The following is a 17,486-nucleotide window of genomic DNA, read 5'->3' as shown; positions in this document are numbered from 1 at the left end:
CAGCGCGATGGTGAGCTCCACCACGCCGAGGTTGGGGCCGAGGTGACCGCCGGTCCGCGAGACCGCGTCCACCAGGAACCCCCGGATCTCCTCGGCGAGCTCCGCCAGCTGTGCGGGGGTGAGCCGGTCGAGATCGCGCGGTCCCCGAATGCGGGTCAGCAGGGCCACCCGTTCCTCCTTCTTCGCAGGTCTGCGGGCATGTCCGCAGGTGTGCGGCGTCCCCCCGCCGGTGAGGGTCCGGCGGCACCGGGAACACCCGGCCCGTCGAGTCTAATGTCCGCCCCTCGGACGGAGGACGCCCCGTGGGGCCCCGGGACCGGCGCGCCCGGGATCCGGGGGCGCGGCCGCCGTGCGTGCGGCGGGCGCGGCCGGGCGGCGGCCTCCCGCGGCCCGGCGCGTCCCGGGGCGCCGCCGGCCCGGGGGGCGCGGCTCCCGGGCCGGGGCATGCCGATGCCCGGCACCCGAGCGGCTTGGGTGCCGGGCAGGCATGCCCCGCGCGCCCTCCGGCGCCCGGGGAAGCCCACCGGCCGTCCGGAGCGCACGTCCCCCTCGGACGTGCGGCCCGGACCGGCTGGCCGGTGGGAGGCGGGGGCGTCAGCCGCGGCCGGACGCCTTCTGGGTGCGGCGGGAGACCGAGTCGAGGACGACCGCGGCCAGCAGCACGGCACCGGTGATCATGTACTGGATCGAGGTGTCGATGCCCTCCAGGTTGAGGCCCTGGACGATCGACTGGATGACCAGGATGCCGAGCAGCGCCGACCAGGTCTTGCCCCGGCCGCCGAAGAGGCTGGTGCCGCCGATGACGGCCGCGGCGATCGCGTTCATCAGCACGTTGCCGCTGCCCAGCGCCTTGTCCGCGGCACCGGACTGGGAGGCGATGAAGAGGCCGCCGAGGGCCGCCATGCCGGCCGAGATCATGAAGACCGAGATCCGGACCCAGGCCACGTTGATGCCGGCGCGGCGGGCCGCCTCGATGCTGCCGCCGACCGCGAAGATCTGGCGGCCGTAGGAGGTGCGGCGCAGCACCCAGTCGGTGAGGACCACGATGCCGAGGAAGACCACCAGGGCGAGCGGCAGGCCGCGGTCCTGGTTGAGGGTGTACGCGGCGGCGAAGGCGATCACGGCCAGGAACGCGGCGCGCACGACGATCTCCGCCACCGGGCGGGCGAGCAGGCCGGCCTCGCGGCGGCGCTTGGCGTCCAGCAGGGCGCCGCCCAGGTAGAGCAGCACGCCGACGAGCGCCAGGCCGTAGGCGGCCGCGACGTCGCTGAAGAAGTAGTTGTCCAGCTTGACGATCAGGCCGTCCGGCGGGTTGTTGATCGTGCCGGTCTGGCCCAGCACCCACTGCTGCAGGCCGCTCCAGCCCAGCAGGCCGGCCAGCGTGACCACGAACGCGGGGACGCCGATCTTGGCGAAGAAGAAGCCGTGGAGCGCGCCGATGGCGATGGCCGCGACGATGGCGATGCCGACGGCCAGCCACTCGTTGACGCCGTGCTGCACCGAGAGCACGAGGGAGATCGCGGCGGTGGTGCCGGCCACGGAGCCGGACGAGAGGTCGATCTCGCCGAGCAGCAGCACGAAGACGATGCCGACGGCCATCAGGCCGGGGCCCGCGATGTAGAGCGTGATGTTGGAGAGGTTGTCCGGGTTGAGGAAGGTCCCGGTGACCCCCTGGAAGATGCCCCAGATGAGGATGAGGCCGAGGACGACCGGGATGGACCCGAGGTCGCCGCTGCGCATCTTCCGCTTGAACTCGCCGATGTAGCCCTTGAAGCCCTCCTCGCGGACGAGGAGGCGCGGGTCCACGGTGCGGACGGGCGCGGCGCTCTCGGCGGCGGCGGCGTCGGCGGCGGCGGTGGCCTCGGCGGTCGCGGGCGCCTCGGTCGCGGTGGCCGCGGTGCCGGGGGTGTCAGGGGTGTCGGGACCGGGGGCCTCGGGGCCGCCCTTGGAGACGTCGGTCGGGTTGGTGCTCACTTCTGCGCCTCCGCGATGCGGGCCTGACGCCGGGTCACGGCATTCTCCGTGGCGCCGGTGATGGCGGAGATGATCTCTTCGTGGCTGGTGGTCTTCACGTCGAAGACACCGTTGTTGCGACCCAGCCGCAGGACGGCGACCGTGTCGGCGACCGCCTTGACGTCCGCCATGTTGTGGCTGATCAGGATGACGCCGAGGCCGCGCTCGCGCAGCCGCTCCACCAGGTCGAGGACCTGGGCGGTCTGCTCGACGCCGAGGGCCGCGGTGGGCTCGTCCAGGATCACGATCCTGGGCTCGCCGACCAGGGCGCGGGCGATGGCGACGACCTGGCGCTGGCCGCCGGAGAGCGCGGCGACGGGGATGCGCACGCTGGGGATGCGGATCGACAGGGTGTCGAGCAGCTCCTGGGCCCGCTTCTCCATGCCGACCTCGTCGAGGCGGCCGCCGCGCAGGATCTCGCGCCCCAGGAAGAGGTTGGCGACCACGTCGAGGTTGTCGCAGAGCGCGAGGTCCTGGTAGACGGTGGCGACGCCGAGGTTCTGGGCGTCGTGCGGCCGGGTGATCTGGACCGGCCTGCCCTCCCACTCGATGACGCCTTCGTCGATGGGGTGCACACCCGCGATCGTCTTGACGAGGGTGGACTTGCCGGCGCCGTTGTCGCCCACCAGGGCGACGACCTCTCCGGCGTGGACCTCCAGGTGGACGTCGGTGAGCGCCTGGACGGCACCGAACCGCTTGGAGACCCCGCGCAACGCCAGTACGGGTGCGCTCGTCACGTGAACCATCTCCTTCTGCCGCTCGTCCGGGGTACGGACCGATGGAGCGGGATGCCGCGCCGTCCCTGGCGCGAAAGGGTCGTGCAAGTCAGAGAACACGCACGGGGGCTTCCTGGGAAGCGTCCCGGCGGAACGGGGCCGGTGCCCCCCGCGGGAAGGGCGGGGGGCACCGGCCGCCCGGAGCGGGTCCGGGCGGAGCCGCTTACTTGATGCCGGCGGCGTCGCAGGCCTTGACGTAGGCGCCGGTGCAGATGTCCGACACCTTGTACAGCTGGTCGGCGATGACCGTGTCCTTGACGTTGTCCTTGGTCACGACCTTGGCGTCCAGGAGGATGGCCGGCACGCCCTTGGCGGTGTCGCTGTCGGCGCTGGCGGTGGCGACGGACTTGACGTCCTCGCCCTTGACCAGGTTGACGGCCATCTGCGCGGCGGCCTCGGCCTCGGGCTTGTACGCCTTGTAGATGGTGTAGGTCTGGTCGCCGGCGAGGACGCGCTGGATGGCGTCGGAGGCGGCGTCCTGGCCGCCCACCGGCAGACCCTTGATGCCGGCGCCCTTGAGCGAGGTGATGATGGCCGCGGCCATGCCGTCGTTGGCGGAGTAGACGGCCTGGAAGCCGTTCTTGCCGAGCTGGGTGATCGCGGCACCCATCTTCTGGCCCGCGGTCTTCGGGTCCCACTCGCCGGACTGCTCGTAGACGACCTTCTTGACCTTGCTGTCGAGCACCTTGTGGGCGCCCTGCTTGAACAGGCCGGCGTTCGGGTCGGTCTCGGCGCCGTTGATCATGACGACGTTGGCGTCCTTGGCCTTGTCGCCGAGGGCGTCCACGAGGGCCTGGCCCTGCAGCTCGCCGATCTTCTCGTTGTCGAAGGAGACGTAACCCGCGACCGGGCCGGCGGCGAAGCGGTCGTACGCGATGACCTGGACGCCCTTGGCCTTGGCGCTCTCGACCCAGGACTTGGTGGCGGTGGCGTCCTGCGGGTCCAGGACGATGACCTTCACGCCCTGCGAGACCAGCGCGTCGAACTGCTGCTTCTGGGTGGCGGTGTTGCCCTGAGCGTTGTTGTACTTGACCTCGCAGTCCGGGCAGAGCGCCTTGACCTTGGCCGTGAAGATCGGCTTGTCGAAGGACTCGTAGCGGATGGAGGAGGAGTTCTCGGGGAGCAGCAGGCCGATGGTCTTGCTGCCGCCGCCGGAGGCGCCGGAGGCGGCGGAGTCCGCCTTCTTGCCGCCGCCGGCCGAGCCGCAGGCGGCCACGGAGAGGGCCATCGAGACAGCAGCGGTGCCGATGACGGCACGACGCATCATTGCGTTCATGGGGGGTTGCCTCCCTGACAGGGCCGCAACGCTGCGGCCGAGGTTGGAGGGAGTCAATCCCTCCGGCCGCCTTAGCGTCAAGAAGTAAAATCTGATAGCAGCGAATCCGAACCTTTTCGTTATCTTCCCGAAGGCACAGCCGTGACCGAACGGGCACGGGACAGGTCGTCCTGACGCGACAAAGCACCCGAATCGCCCATCTCGCTCATCACCAGCGCCAGGGCGCCGAGCACCTCGGCCCGGCCGCCCAGCGTGCCCGGGACGACCGAGAGCTGACGGGCCGCGCTCGGGATCGCGTACCGGGCCACCGACTCGCGGAGCGGGGAAAGCAGCAGCTCACCGGCCTCGGCCAGATCACCGCCGAGGATCACCCGGCGCGGATTGAGCAGGTTGCAGAGGTTCGCGACACCGGTGCCGATCTGGCGCCCCACGTCCGCGATGACCCGCCGGCAGCCCAGGTCGCCGCGCTGGGCCAGCTGCACGATGCGGGGGATGCTGAGGCCCGGCCCGTGACTGGCGTTCAGAAGATTGAGCAGGTAGCGGGAGCCGACGAAGGTCTCCAGGCAGCCGCGGTTGCCGCAGCGGCACACCGGACCGGACTCGTCCAGGGTGATGTGCCCGATCTCCCCCGCGGTGCCGCCCGGCCCCCGGTAGATCTGGCCGCTGATCACCAGCCCGGCGCCCACGCCGCTGGCCACCTTGATGTAGGCGAGGTCGGACAGGCCCCGCCCCGCGCCCCAGACCAGCTCGCCCAGCGCGCCCAGGTTGGCGTCGTTGTCGACGTGGACGGGCACGCCGAGCCGGGAGGAGAGCTCACGGCCCGGCTCCACCCCGGTCCAGCCGGGCAGGATGGCGGTGGAGCCGATCGCGCCGGTCTCCACGTCGATCGGGCCCGGGACGCCGAGCCCCACCCCGATCACCTTGTCGGTGCGGAAGCCGGTCTGCGCCAGCAGCCGCCCCACGAGGGTCTCGGCCCGGTCGAAGCCGTCCGCGGCGGAGACGTCGACGTCGATCGGCTCGCTCTCCTCGGCGAGGACCCGGTGGGCGAGGTTGCCGATTGCCACCCGCAGGTGGGTGTGGCCGAAGTCGACGCCCACCACGATCCCGGCGTCGGCGCTGAGGGAGACGCTGCGGGCCCGCCGGCCGCCGGAGGAGGTGGGGGTGACCACCACCGTCCCGCTCTCCTTGAGCTCGCGGACGATGTTGGACACCGTCGCGGCGGAGAGCCCGGTGCTCCGGGCGATCTCCGCCTGGGTCAGCGACCCCGCCATGCGGACCGCGCGCAGCACCCGCTCCAGGTTCGCCCTGTGGAGCGAGGACTGCGATCCCGGCGTGTCCAGGGACATGCTTCAACCCTCCCGGGGTGCCGGGGCCCGACCGCCCGCGGCCCCTTCCGCGCCGTTGCGGCGGAGCTCGGTTACAACTTGTGAAATACAAGCTGAGCCAATCCCGCAAGGTCCCGTCAAGAGTGAATGCAGATTGTTGTCAAACCTTCGCCGGAGTGGCCGGGGGGCGCCGCAGGGCACCACGGATGGGGACACAGGGGGGCGAAACCACCTTCGTGCAGGGCGGCGCGCTGCCTTCAGGAGAAGAACGCAACCGGGCCCCGGGAGGCTTCGGGGCTTCTGGGCTTCTGGGCTTCGGGAGGTTCCGGGGCGCCGGTACGACGCGGCCGGGCCGCCGCCCCCGGGGGGGGGCGGCGGCCCGGCCGTCCGGCTGCCGCGGGCCCGGCGGGGCCCGCCGCGGCCTACTTGCGGATCAGCGAGCGCAGCACGTACTGCAGGATGCCGCCGTTGCGGTAGTAGTCCGCCTCACCGGGGGTGTCGATGCGCACCTTGGCGTCGAACTCGACGTCGCCCGCCTTGACGTGCACGGTCTCCGGGATGCCGCCGTCGTTGAGCGCGGTGACGCCGGTGATCTCGAAGGTCTCCTCGCCGGTCAGGCCCAGCGACAGCGCCGAGGCGCCGGCCGGGAACTGCAGCGGGAGGACGCCCATGCCGATGAGGTTCGAGCGGTGGATGCGCTCGTAGGACTCGGCGATGACGGCCTTGACGCCGAGCAGCGCGGTGCCCTTGGCGGCCCAGTCGCGGGAGGAGCCGGAGCCGTACTCCTTGCCCGCCAGGATCACCAGCGGCACGCCGGCGGCCTGGTAGTTCTGGGCGGCGTCGTAGATGAAGGAGACCGGCCCGCCGTCCTGGGTGAAGTCGCGGGTGTAGCCGCCCTCGGTGCCCGGCGCGATCTGGTTGCGCAGGCGGATGTTGGCGAAGGTGCCGCGGATCATCACCTCGTGGTTGCCGCGGCGCGAGCCGTAGGAGTTGAAGTCGCGCTTCTCCACGCCGTGCTCGGTGAGGTACTGCGCGGCGGGGGTGCCCGGCTTGATGTTGCCGGCCGGCGAGATGTGGTCGGTGGTGACCGAGTCGCCGAGCTTGGCCAGCACGCGGGCGCCGGTGATGTCGGTGACCGGGCTGGGCTCCTGCGCCATGCCCTCGAAGTACGGGGGCTTGCGGACGTAGGTGGACTCGGCGTCCCACTCGAAGGTGTCGCCGGTCGGGACCGGCAGCGACTGCCAGCGCTGGTCGCCGGCGAAGACGTCCGCGTAGTCCTTGGCGAACATGTCCTGGTCGATGGAGGACGCGATGGTGTCCGCGATCTCCTTCTCGGTCGGCCAGATGTCGGCGAGGTACACCGGGTTGCCGTCGGCGTCGGTGCCGAGGGCGTCACGGGTGACGTCGACGTTCATGTTGCCGGCGATCGCGTAGGCGACGACCAGCGGCGGGGACGCCAGGTAGTTCATCTTGACGTCGGGGTTGATCCGGCCCTCGAAGTTGCGGTTGCCGGAGAGGACCGAGACGACCGCGAGGTCGTGCTCGTTGACGGCGGCGGAGACCTCCTCCGGCAGCGGGCCGGAGTTGCCGATGCAGGTGACGCAGCCGTAGCCGACGAGGTTGAAGCCCAGCTTCTCCATGTACGGGAGCAGGCCGGCCTTCTCGTAGTAGTCCATGACGACCTTCGACCCGGGGGCGAGGGTGGTCTTGACCCACGGCTTGGCGCGCAGGCCCTTCTCCACGGCCTTCTTGGCCAGGATGGCCGCGCCGAGCATCACCGAGGGGTTGGAGGTGTTGGTGCAGGAGGTGATCGAGGCGATCACGACCGCGCCGTTGTCGATCTCGTAGACCGTGCCGTCGGGGGCGGTCACCTGGGTCGGCTTGGAGATGCCGTCGGCGGTGGCCGGGGAGTCGGAGGCGGGGAAGGACTCCTTGCCGGCCTCGTCGTCGGTCCGGATGTAGTCGCGCACGGCGGTGCGGAAGCGCTCGGCGGCCTCGGCCAGGACCACGCGGTCCTGCGGGCGCTTCGGGCCGGCGATGGAGGGGACGACCGTGGCCAGGTCCAGCTCGATGTACTCGGAGTACACCGGCTCGGCGGCCGGGTCGTGCCAGAGGCCCTGCTCCTTGGCGTAGGCCTCGACGAGCGCGAGCTGCTGCTCGGAGCGGCCGGTGAGGCGCAGGTAGGAGACGGTCTCGTCGTCGATCGGGAAGATCGCGCAGGTGGAGCCGAACTCCGGCGACATGTTGCCGATGGTGGCGCGGTTGGCCAGCGGCACGGAGGTGACGCCCTCGCCGTAGAACTCGACGAACTTGCCGACCACGCCGTGCTTGCGCAGCATCTCGGTGATGGTGAGGACCAGGTCGGTGGCGGTGGCGCCGGCCGGGAGCTGGCCGTTGAGCTTGAAGCCGACCACGCGCGGGATGAGCATGGAGACCGGCTGGCCGAGCATGGCGGCCTCGGCCTCGATGCCGCCGACGCCCCAGCCCAGCACGCCGAGGCCGTTGACCATGGTGGTGTGCGAGTCGGTGCCGACGCAGGTGTCGGGGTACGCCTGGCCGTTGCGGACCATGACGGTGCGGGCCAGGTGCTCGATGTTCACCTGGTGGACGATGCCGGTGCCGGGCGGGACGACCTTGAACTCGTCGAAGGCGGTCTGGCCCCAGCGCAGGAACTGGTAGCGCTCCTTGTTGCGGCCGTACTCGATCTCGACGTTCTGGGTGAAGGCCTCCGGGGTGCCGAACTTGTCGGCGATCACGGAGTGGTCGATGACCAGCTCGGCCGGGGCCAGCGGGTTGATCCGGGAGGGGTCGCCGCCGAGCTCCTTGACGGCCTCGCGCATGGTGGCGAGGTCGACGACGCAGGGGACGCCGGTGAAGTCCTGCATGATCACGCGGGCGGGCGTGAACTGGATCTCCTGGCTCGGCTCGGCGCTCTGGTCCCAGCCGCCGAGGGCACGGATGTGGTCGGCGGTGATGTTCGCGCCGTCCTCCGTGCGGAGCAGGTTCTCCAGCAGGATCTTCAGGCTGTACGGAAGCCGCTCGGAACCCTCGACGGCGGACAGCTTGAAGATCTCGTACGACTCGTCGCCGACCTGCAGCGAGCTGCGGGCGTCGAAGCTGTTCGCGGACACGACTGTCTCCTTCTTGGTGCGTGTGGCCACGCAATCCTGACCGGCCCGGCCGACCGGCCGGCGGGCGGGGGGACCGGGGTGGTCCCGGCCGGGCCCGCCCGCCGGATCCGGGCCGGGTGCGCCTCTCGGCGGATATCTCGATGTCGAGATAAACCATAGTGCATGGCCGCTGCGGGGGCGACGAGAGGCATGCCCGAAGTCCCCTCGGGGCGTACGCCCAAACCCGCCGCCCCGGTTCGCGGGGAGGAGGCCGGAGCGGCCGGGCGCGGACGGGCGCGGACGGGCGGGCGGGACGCCGCCGTGCACCGCTGCACTATCGTGGCAACGCGTGATCATGGCTTCGGAGTGCCGGGAGGACCCCACGTGATCGTCGTCGACGCCTCGGCCCTGGTGCTCGCCCTCGCCGACCGCGGGGCGCGGGGCGACGCCGCACGGGCGGAACTCGCCGCGGACGCCGAGTGGGCGGCGCCGGAGCACCTGGTGATCGAGGTCATGCAGTCGCTCCGCGGGCTGTACCTGGCGGGGCGGCTGACCGCGCAGGAGGTCTCCGGGACCGCCGCCCGGCTGGCCGGGACCGCGGTGCGCAAGATCCCGGTGGAGCCGCTGCTGGGCCGGATCTGGGAGCTGAAGGACAACCTGACGCCGGACGACGCCGCGTACGTGGCCGTCGCCGAGCTGCTGGACGCGCCCCTGGTCACCGCGGACCTGCGCCTGATGCGGGCGACCGGTCCGCGCTGCACCGTCCGCGGCATCGCCGCGGTGCCCGCCGGCGAGGCCTGACCCGGCGGCGCGGCCCTCACGCGCCCGCCGGCGGCCGCCGGGCGCGTGAGGGCCGCGCCGGGCGGGTAACGGTACAGGTGGAGGGGTTGCCGCGCGCGGCGGGGCGACCGGACCGGCCCCCATCCCGGAGGGGCCGCCGACCGTACACCTGGTGGAGGGATCCGGCCGGGCACCCCTGGGAGGAGCGGCCCGGGCACGGCCGTCCGGCAGGCCTCGGCGGCCGCCGGGACGGTACCGGACGGCACCCGCGCGGGGACGGGCCCCGGAAGGCGCATCCGGGCGGGGGACCCGGGACGAACCCCTCGTGGACGGACGTCCGGCAGCGGGAACGGGAAGGAGCTCCGCGGCCATGGCCGACGAGCCGAGGAACAGTGCGCAGGCGGTGCCCTCCGGGCCGGCCCGCGAGGGCTCCTGGGCGCTCCCGCTCCCCCACGAGGCCGACTCGGTCCCCCTCGCCCGCGCGGTGGTGCAGCAGGTCCTGCACGGCCTCGGCGACCCCGTGGACTCCTTCGCGGCGTCGCTGGCGGCCACCGAACTGGTGGCCAACGCCCTGGAGCACACCCCCGGCGACGTCGAGCTGCTGCTGGAGTGGGAGCCCGGCGGGTTCCGCATCGAGGTGTGCGACGGCGAGCCGCTGGACCTCGTCCTCCAGGAGCTGCTGGCCGGGGAGCCGCACGCGGCCGCCGACGGACCGGCCGAGGCGGAGACGGCGGAGAACGGGCGCGGCCTGCTGATCATCCGGTCGGTGGCCGACCGGGCGGGCATCCGGACCACCTCGCACGGCAAGGCCGTGTGGTGCCTGCTGCTCCCCGCGTGAGCACGGCCCCCGGGCGGACGGCTCCCCGGAGGACGGCCGGGGCGGGCGGCCCGGGCGGGCGCCGCCCGCACGAGGCGGGCGGCCGGGGTCAGCGGGGGCCGGGACGCACCTGGGGCCCAGGGCGGTGCCTCAGCCCCCGAGGGTGGCGACCAGGACGGCCTTGATGGTGTGCAGCCGGTTCTCGGCCTGGTCGAAGACCACGGAGTGCGCGGACTCGAACACCTCGTCGGTGACCTCCAGCTCCGCCATGCCGGTCGCGGCGTGCATCTGCCGCCCGACCTCGGTACCCAGGTCGTGGAAGGCGGGGAGGCAGTGCAGGAACCGGACGCCCGGGTTGCCGGTGGCCCGGACGGTCTCCATGGAGACCTGGTACGGGGCCAGCAGGGCGATGCGCTCGGCCCAGACCTCCTTGGGCTCGCCCATGGAGACCCAGACGTCGGTGTAGAGGAAGTCCGCGCCCCGGACGCCCTCCTCGACGTCCTCGGTGAGGGTGATCCGGGCACCGGAGCGGGCGGCGAGCCGGTGCGCCCCGGCCTGCACCTCCTCCGAGGGCCAGAGGCCGCGCGGCGCCACGATGCGGATGTCCAGGCCGAGCAGCGCACCGGTGACCAGCAGCGAGTTGCCCATGTTGTTGCGGGCGTCGCCCAGGTAGGCGAGCGCCGTCTCCTCCAGCGGGCGGCGGCCGTGCTCCCGGACGGTGAGCATGTCGGCGAGCATCTGGGTGGGGTGCCACTCGTCGGTGAGGCCGTTCCACACGGGCACGCCCGCGTGGGCGGCGAGCTCCTCGACGACCTCCTGGCCGTGGCCGCGGTACTGGATGCCGTCGAACATCCGGCCCAGCACCCGGGCGGTGTCCTTCACCGACTCCTTGCTGCCGAGGTGGGAGCCCGCCGGGTCCAGGTAGGTGGTGTGGGCGCCCTGGTCGTGGGCGGCGACCTCGAAGGCGCAGCGGGTGCGGGTGGAGGCCTTCTCGAAGAGCAGGGCGATGTTCCTGCCGCGCAGGCGGGGCTGCTCGGTGCCGGCGTACTTGGCCGCCTTCAGCTGCGCCGACAGGTCGATCAGGAAGCGGAACTCCTCCGGGGTGAAGTCCAGCTCCTTGAGGAAGTGCCGGTTGCGGAGGTTGAAGGCCATGCCGGGCTCTCCTGGTGACGGGAACGGTGGGAGCGGAAAGTCTATACGCGAATCAGCATGACTATGCATCCCCCCGGGGGTCGGCGCCCCCAGGCACCCCACACGGTACGGCCCCGGTCACCCCACCGGGTCGCGCTCCACCGGGCAGCTCATGCAGCGCGGCCCGCCCCGGCCCCGGCCCAGCTCGCTGCCCCGGATCGTGATCACCTCGACGCCGTTGCGGCGCAGATGGGTGTTGGTGGTGGCGTTGCGCTCGTACGCGATCACCACGCCGGGCTCCACGGCCAGCACGTTGCAGCCGTCGTCCCACTGCTCGCGCTCGGCGGCGTGCACGTCCTGGACCGCCGTGAGCACCCGGATCTCGTCCAGGCCCAGCGCCGCCGCTATGGCGGTGTGCATCTGCTCGGGCGCGTGGTCGGTCACCCGCAGGTCCTCCGGCCCGTCGCCGGGCTCGATGGTGTACGAGCGCAGCATGCCCAGGCCCGCATACTTGGTGAAGGTGTCGCCGTCCACCATCGTCATCACGGTGTCCAGGTGCATGAAGGCACGGGCCTTGGGCATGTCCAGCGCCACGATCCGGCGGGCCGAGCCGGCCCGGAACAGCTCGTGGGCGAGCAGCTCCACGGCCTGCGGGGTGGTGCGCTCGCTCATCCCGATGAGCACCGCGCCGTTGCCGATGACCAGGACGTCGCCGCCCTCGATGGTGGAGGGGTAGTCGTCCTCGCCGCGCGACCACAGCCGGAACCCGCCCGGCGCGCCCGGGGCGTCGTACAGGCCGGCGAAGGCCGGGTGGTGGCGGTAGATCGCCTCGAAGTGGACGGTCTCGCGGTGGCGGGCCCGCTTGCGCATCGCGTTGATGCTCACGCCGTCGTACACCCAGCAGGAGGTGTCGCGGGTGAAGAGGTGGTTGGGCAGCGGCGCCAGCAGGAAGTCGTCCAGGTCCATCACGTGGAACCGCACCGAGGTCGGCTCCTTCGCCCGGTCCAGGAACTCCCGCTTGGTCATGCCGCCGACCAGCAGCGAGGTCAGCTCCGCCGAGGACAGCTCCTCGAAGTGCTCCCGCAGGTGGCCGGTGGCGAGCGGACCGTACTCCTTCTCGTCGAAGACCCGGTCCAGGACCAGCCGCCGGGCCTCCGGCACGTCCAGGGTCTCCCGCAGCAGGTCGCCGAAGAGGTGCACCTTCACGCCGCGCTCGCGCAGCACGGCGGCGAAACCGTCGTGCTCCTCCTGGGCCCGGCGCACCCACAGCACGTCGTCGAAGAGCAGCTCGTCCTTGTTGGTGGGGGTGAGCCGCTTCAGCTCCAGGTCGGGGCGGTGCAGGATGACCTGCCGGAGCCGCCCGGCCTCGGACGCGACGTGGTAGGCCATGGGTCCTCCCGGGGGTGGGGTACGGCGGTGGCCGCACCCCACCCGTACCCATCGGGGTGATCACGGATACCGAGGCGCCGGTCACAAGGGCGTGCCGGGGGTCGGCGGGCGGACGGGTACGCGGGTGCGCAGGTGTGCGGACGGGCGCCCGGGGCGGACCTCCCGCCGGGGAGGACCGTCACGGGCGCCCGTCGCAGGGCCCGCCGTCAGGCGTCCGTCGCGAGGCACCCGTCGCGAGGCGTCCGTGACCGGGCGCCTGCGACCGGGCGCCCCTCACAGCCGGGGGTCGACCGGCTCCGACTCCAGCGCCAGCACCGCGAAGACCGCCTCGTGCACCCTCCACAGCGGCTCTCCCGCGGCGAGGCGGTCCAGGGCCTCCAGGCCGAGGGCGTACTCGCGCAGGGCGAGGGAGCGCTTGTGGCCGAGGGACCGGGAGCGCAGCCGCTCCAGATGGCCGGGGCGGGTGTAGTCGGGGCCGTAGACGATCCGCAGGTACTCGCGGCCGCGGACCTTGAGGCCGGGCTGCACCAGCCGGCCGTCCACCCCGCGCACCAGCGAGGCCAGCGGCTTGACGACCATGCCCTCGCCGCCGGCCGCCGTCAGCTCCTCCCACCAGGCGGTGCCGGCCGCGACCGAGGCCGGGTCGGCGGTGTCGACCCGGAGGCGGGCGGTGGGGTGGAGCAGCGGGCCCCCGGGCCTCCCGTCGGCGGCGGTGGAGGCGGCGTCGGCGGCGGCCAGGCGGTCGATCCACGCCAGGTGGCGGTCGTGGGGCTGCACCGCGAGGTTGGCGCCCTCGGCGGCGAGCAGCTGGAACGGCGCCAGCCGGACGCCCTCCAACCCGTCCGTCGGCCAGCAGTACCGGCGGTAGGCGGCGGTGAAGGCGCCGGCGTCCGCGGCCCTGGCCCGCTGCCGGTCCGCCAGGTCGTCGAGGCCGGGGACGCCCGCCGCCCGCGCCTGGTCCAGGGCGGCGAGCGCGGCGGGCAGCGCGGCGCCCGCGGCCGCGCCCACCGCGGCGTACTGGCGGCGCAGCAGCCCCGACGCCTTGAGCGACCACGGCATCAGCTCGGCGTCCAGCAGCAGCCAGTCGCTGTCCAGCTCGGCGAGCAGGCCGGACTCCTCGGCGGCGCGCCGCAGCCGATCCAGGATGCGGCCGGTGGTCTCCGCGTCGTCGAGGAAGGCGCGGCCGGTGCGGGTCCAGACCGCCCCGGCGGTGCCGTCGGCGACGCCGAACCGCTTCTCGGCGGCGGCTGCGTCGCGGCAGAGCAGCACCACGGCCCGCGAGCCCATGTGCTTCTCCTCGCACACCACCTCGCGCACCCCGTCGGCGAGGTAGGCGGCGAACGCCTCCTCGGGGTGCTCCAGGTGGCCGTCGCGGCGGGAGGTCGGGGACGGCGCCATGGTCGGCGGCAGGTAGGCCAGCAGCCGCGGGTCCACGGCGAACCGGCTCATCACCTCCAGCGCGGCGGCCGCGTTCTCCTCCCGCACGGCGACCCGGCCGTGGTGGGCGGTCTCCACGACGCGGCGCCCGGCGACGTCCGCCAGGTCCAGCGGGCGGCCCTCGCGGCCGCCGGGGGCGTCGGCCGCCAGCGGGCGCACGGGGGCGTACCACTCCTGCTCGGCGGGCACGGAGACCAGCTCGCGCTCGGGGTAGCGCAGCGCGGTGAGGCTGCCGCCGAAGACGCAGCCGGTGTCCAGGCAGACCGTGTTGTTGACGAAGGAGGGGGCGGGCACCGGCGTGTGGCCGTAGACGACCAGGGCCCGGCCGCGGTACTCCTCCGCCCAGGGGTAGCGGACGGGCAGCCCGTACGCGTCGGTCTCGCCCGTGGTGTCGCCGTACAGGGCGAAGGAGCGGACCCGGCCGGAGGTGCGGCCGTGGTACTTCTCGGGCAGCCCGGCGTGGCAGGCCACCAGCCTCCCGCCGTCCAGGACGTAGTGGCTGACCAGGTCGCGCAGGAAGGCGCGGACCCGCCCCCGGAACTCCTCGGGCTCCGCGGCGAGCTGATCCAGCGACTCCTGCAGGCCGTGCGAGACGGTCACCCTGCGGCCGTCCAGGGCGCGGGCCAGCTTGTTCTCGTGGTTGCCCGGGACGCACAGGGCCGTGCCGGCGGCGGCCATGCCCATCGCCAGGCGCAGCACGCCGGGGGTGTCCGGGCCGCGGTCGACCAGGTCGCCGACGAAGAGGGCGGTGCGGCCGCCGGGGTGGGCGGCGCCGACCGGGCGGCCGTCCGCGTCCCGCTCGAGGACGTAGCCGAGGCGGGTGAGCAGCGTCTCCAGCTCGGCGCGGCAGCCGTGGACGTCGCCGATGACGTCGAACGGGCCGGTGAGGTGGCGCAGGTCGTTGTAGCGCTTCTCGTACACGATCTCCGCGGCGTCGACCTCGGCGGTGCCGCGCAGGACGTGGACCCTGCGGAAGCCCTCGCGCTCCAGGGACCTCAGGGAGCGGCGGAGCTCCCGGTGCTGGCGGGGGATGACGTGGTCGCCCATGCCGCGCCGGTCGGGGCGGGCGGCGTTGCGCTCGGCGCAGACCTGCTGCGGGACGTCGAGCACGATCGCGATCGGCAGCACGTCGTGCTCGCGGGCGATGCGGACCAGCTGCCGGCGCGACTCGGGCTGGACGTTGGTGGCGTCGACCACGGTGAGGCGGCCGGCGGCGAGGCGCTTGCCGGCGATGTGGTGGAGGACGTCGAAGGCGTCGGCCGAGGCGGACTGGTCGTTCTCGTCGTCGGCGACCATGCCGCGGCAGGCGTCGGAGGAGAGGACCTGGGTGGGCAGGAAGTGGCGGCGGGCGAAGCTGGACTTGCCGGCGCCGGTGGTGCCGACCAGGACGACCAGGGAGAGGTCCGGGACGGGGAGGCGGCGGGTGGGCGCCGGGGCACCGGACGCGGCGGCCGCCCCGGCGGTGGAGGCGGCGCCGCGGGCGGCGTCCGTGGCGGCGGTGCCCGTGGCGGGGGTGCCCGTGGCGGGGGTGCCCGTGGCGGGGGTGCCCGTGGCGGGGGTGCCCGTGGCGGGGGTGCCCGTGTTGGGGGTGCCCGTGTTGGGGGTGCCCGTGGCGGCGGTGTCGCGGTCGGTCATCGGTGGTCGCCCCCTTCCGGGAGTTCGGTGGTGCGGGTGCCGGCGGTACGGGTGCGGGTGCCGGCGGTACGGGCCCCGGCGGCCGGAAGGCCGTCGGCCGGGGTGTCGGGCGGGGTGTCGTCCAGGGTGAAGAGGGCGAGCTGGGTGGGCGGGCCCACCTCGGGGTCGTCCGGACCGACCGGGCGGAACTCGACGGTGTAGCCGTACCGGTCCGCGACCCGGGACGCCCAGGCCCGGAACTCCGACCGGTCCCACTCGAAGCGGTGGTCGGCGTGGCGGACGCGGCCGGCAGGCAGCGACTCCCACCGGACGTTGTACTCCACGTTGGGCGTGGTGACGACGACGCAGCCGGGGCGGGCCGCACCGAGGACGGCGTGCTCCAGTGCGGGCAGCCGCGGCGGGTCGACGTGCTCGACCACCTCCGAGAGCACCGCGGCGTCGTAGCCCGCCAGCCGGGCGTCGGTGTAGGTCAGCGCGCCCTGGACGAGCCGCACCCGGGCGGCCTGGCGCTCGGGGAGCCGGTCCAGGTGCAGGCGGCGGGCCGCGACGGCGAGCGCGCGGGCGGAGACGTCGAGGCCGACGACCTCCGTGAAGCGCGGGTCCTTGAGGAGGGCCGCCACCAGCTGGCCCTGGCCGCAGCCGAGGTCCAGCACGCGGGCGGCGCCGCGGTCGCGCAGCGCCCGCAGGATCGCGTCGCGGCGCTGCACCGCGAGGGGCACGGGGCGGTCCCCGGCGGCCTCCTCCCCGCCGTTCCGTCCCCCGTCGGCGCCGGCGGCGCCCCCCGTACCGGTCGCGCCCCCCGTACCGGCGGCGCCCCCCGTACCGGCCGCGTCCTCACCGGTGTCGTCCGGCGCCTCGTCGTCGACGGCGTTGTCCACGTCGTCGGCCTCGCGGTCGTCGGCCTCGGCCAGCCTGGCCAGTTCCAGCCGCTCCGTGGCGTCGCGCGTCAGCGACCAGCGGCGCGCCAGGTAGCGGCGGGTGATCAGGGGCTGCTCGGGGTGGCCGGCGAGCCAGCCCTCGCCGGCCCGCAGGAGCTTGTCGACCTCGTCGGGGGCCACCCAGTAGTGCTTGGCGTCGTCGAGGACCGGCAGCAGGACGTAGAGCTGCTGGAGCGCGTCGGCCAGGCGCAGGGTGCCGGTGAGGTCGGCGCGCACGTACCGGGAGTCGCCCCACTCGGGGAACGACGGGTCCAGCGGCAGCGGCTCGGCCTCCACCCGCCAGCCCAGCGGCTCGAAGAGGGCGCGCACCAGCTCGGGGCCGCCGCGCCCGCCGCCCGCCCTGGCGGGGAGGGCGGGGATCGCGATCCGCAGCGGCAGGGGGGCGGCGGCCAGCTCGGGGCGGGCGTCGCAGCGGCCCTTGAGGGCGCTGGCGAAGACCGTCCGCAGGGCGACGGCGAGCAGCGACGACGCCGCGTAGGGGCGGTCGTTGACGTACTGGGCGAGGGCGAAGTCCGGGGAGCCGCCGCGGCCCTTGCCGCGTCCGCGGCGGACCAGCGCGACCGGGTCCACCTCCAGGAGCAGCGCCGCCGTGCAGAGGTCCTCGCCGGCCCGCGGGTAGAAGACGTGGGCGTCGCCGTACGAGGTCGCGAACGACTGCGCCCGGCCGGGGTGCTTGTGCAGCAGGAAGCCCAGGTCGGTGGCGGGTCGGCCGGCGGTGCCGGTGGTGGTGATCGTCAGGAGCACACGGGCGAGTATTCCGCCGCGCGGCGGCCCGCCGCACCGGGTTTTGCGCTGCTCACGACCGCTCGGCCGGGGACGCCGCCCCAGGTCCCGGTTCTGCATCGCCGGGCCGGATTGG

Annotated in this window: 12 protein-coding genes; 2 read left to right on the top strand and 10 right to left on the bottom strand. The window is 73.7% G+C overall.

Annotated features, from left to right (window positions below):
- The 6 genes from LO771_RS28685 to acnA form a co-directional block, all read right to left on the bottom strand.
- The coding region (locus tag LO771_RS28685; protein WP_230747843.1) for a 1-deoxy-D-xylulose-5-phosphate synthase N-terminal domain-containing protein at nt 1-168 on the bottom strand (168 nt) is incomplete at its 3' end.
- A 426-nt stretch (nt 169-594) separates the two neighbouring features.
- A complete protein-coding gene (locus LO771_RS28680) occupies nt 595-1,974 on the bottom strand; it encodes a sugar ABC transporter permease (RefSeq protein ID WP_374228270.1) in 1,380 nt (459 codons plus the stop codon).
- Complete coding sequence (locus LO771_RS28675) at nt 1,971-2,759, bottom strand: ATP-binding cassette domain-containing protein (RefSeq protein ID WP_230747837.1); 789 nt, start codon at nt 2,757-2,759, stop codon at nt 1,971-1,973. Before LO771_RS28675 ends, LO771_RS28680 begins: the two co-directional genes overlap by 4 nt.
- Nucleotides 2,760-2,952: 193 nt before the next feature.
- Complete coding sequence (locus LO771_RS28670; protein WP_230747834.1) at nt 2,953-4,065, bottom strand: sugar ABC transporter substrate-binding protein; 1,113 nt, start codon at nt 4,063-4,065, stop codon at nt 2,953-2,955.
- 119 nt (nt 4,066-4,184) lie between these two features.
- On the bottom strand, nt 4,185-5,405 hold the full coding sequence (locus LO771_RS28665) for an ROK family transcriptional regulator (protein ID WP_230747839.1): 1,221 nt from the start codon (nt 5,403-5,405) through the stop codon (nt 4,185-4,187).
- 407 nt (nt 5,406-5,812) lie between these two features.
- Nucleotides 5,813-8,521, bottom strand: coding sequence for an aconitate hydratase AcnA (gene acnA, locus LO771_RS28660; protein ID WP_230747832.1), 2,709 nt, complete (start codon nt 8,519-8,521; stop codon nt 5,813-5,815).
- 363 nt (nt 8,522-8,884) lie between these two features.
- Here acnA and LO771_RS28655 point away from each other — a divergent pair, with 363 nt between their 5' ends.
- Together LO771_RS28655 and LO771_RS28650 are read left to right on the top strand one after the other, a co-directional pair.
- Nucleotides 8,885-9,301 (top strand): type II toxin-antitoxin system VapC family toxin, encoded by a 417-nt coding sequence (locus tag LO771_RS28655; RefSeq protein WP_230747830.1) that lies wholly within the window; start codon nt 8,885-8,887, stop codon nt 9,299-9,301.
- A gap of 349 nt (nt 9,302-9,650) precedes the next feature.
- Entirely contained in the window at nt 9,651-10,118 is a 468-nt protein-coding gene (locus LO771_RS28650; protein ID WP_230747828.1) for an ATP-binding protein, read from the top strand.
- Nucleotides 10,119-10,247: 129 nt separating this feature from the next.
- Here the strand turns inward: LO771_RS28650 and argF are convergent, their stop codons facing one another.
- The 4 genes from argF to LO771_RS28630 form a co-directional block, all read right to left on the bottom strand.
- The gene (gene argF, locus LO771_RS28645) at nt 10,248-11,249 is read right to left on the bottom strand and encodes an ornithine carbamoyltransferase (RefSeq protein ID WP_230747827.1); all 1,002 of its coding nucleotides are present in this window, start codon (nt 11,247-11,249) and stop codon (nt 10,248-10,250) included.
- A 117-nt stretch (nt 11,250-11,366) separates the two neighbouring features.
- Nucleotides 11,367-12,617: an arginine deiminase gene (locus LO771_RS28640; RefSeq protein WP_230747826.1), complete on the bottom strand. Its 1,251-nt coding sequence runs from the start codon at nt 12,615-12,617 to the stop codon at nt 11,367-11,369.
- 273 nt (nt 12,618-12,890) lie between these two features.
- Nucleotides 12,891-15,689, bottom strand: coding sequence for a polynucleotide kinase-phosphatase (locus tag LO771_RS28635; RefSeq protein ID WP_230747825.1), 2,799 nt, complete (start codon nt 15,687-15,689; stop codon nt 12,891-12,893).
- Nucleotides 15,686-17,371, bottom strand: coding sequence for a 3' terminal RNA ribose 2'-O-methyltransferase Hen1 (locus LO771_RS28630; protein WP_230747824.1), 1,686 nt, complete (start codon nt 17,369-17,371; stop codon nt 15,686-15,688). Before LO771_RS28630 ends, LO771_RS28635 begins: the two co-directional genes overlap by 4 nt.
- Nucleotides 17,372-17,486: the final 115 nt, after the last annotated feature.

Source organism: Streptacidiphilus sp. ASG 303 (assembly GCF_020991365.1).
Lineage (GTDB): Bacteria > Actinomycetota > Actinomycetes > Streptomycetales > Streptomycetaceae > Peterkaempfera.
The sequence above is the reverse complement of the archived record's forward strand: the minus strand, read 5'-3'. Positions and strand labels throughout refer to the sequence as shown.

Bases quoted from the DNA above. Each gene is read 5' to 3' on its own strand.
- LO771_RS28635 (WP_230747825.1), bottom strand. From the start codon at position 15,689: ATGACCGACCGCGACACCGCCGCCACGGGCACCCCCAACACGGGCACC.
- LO771_RS28650 (WP_230747828.1), top strand. From the start codon at position 9,651: ATGGCCGACGAGCCGAGGAACAGTGCGCAGGCGGTGCCCTCCGGGCCG.
- argF (WP_230747827.1), bottom strand. From the start codon at position 11,249: ATGGCCTTCAACCTCCGCAACCGGCACTTCCTCAAGGAGCTGGACTTC.
- LO771_RS28640 (WP_230747826.1), bottom strand. From the start codon at position 12,617: ATGGCCTACCACGTCGCGTCCGAGGCCGGGCGGCTCCGGCAGGTCATC.
- LO771_RS28670 (WP_230747834.1), bottom strand. From the start codon at position 4,065: ATGAACGCAATGATGCGTCGTGCCGTCATCGGCACCGCTGCTGTCTCG.
- LO771_RS28675 (WP_230747837.1), bottom strand. From the start codon at position 2,759: ATGGTTCACGTGACGAGCGCACCCGTACTGGCGTTGCGCGGGGTCTCC.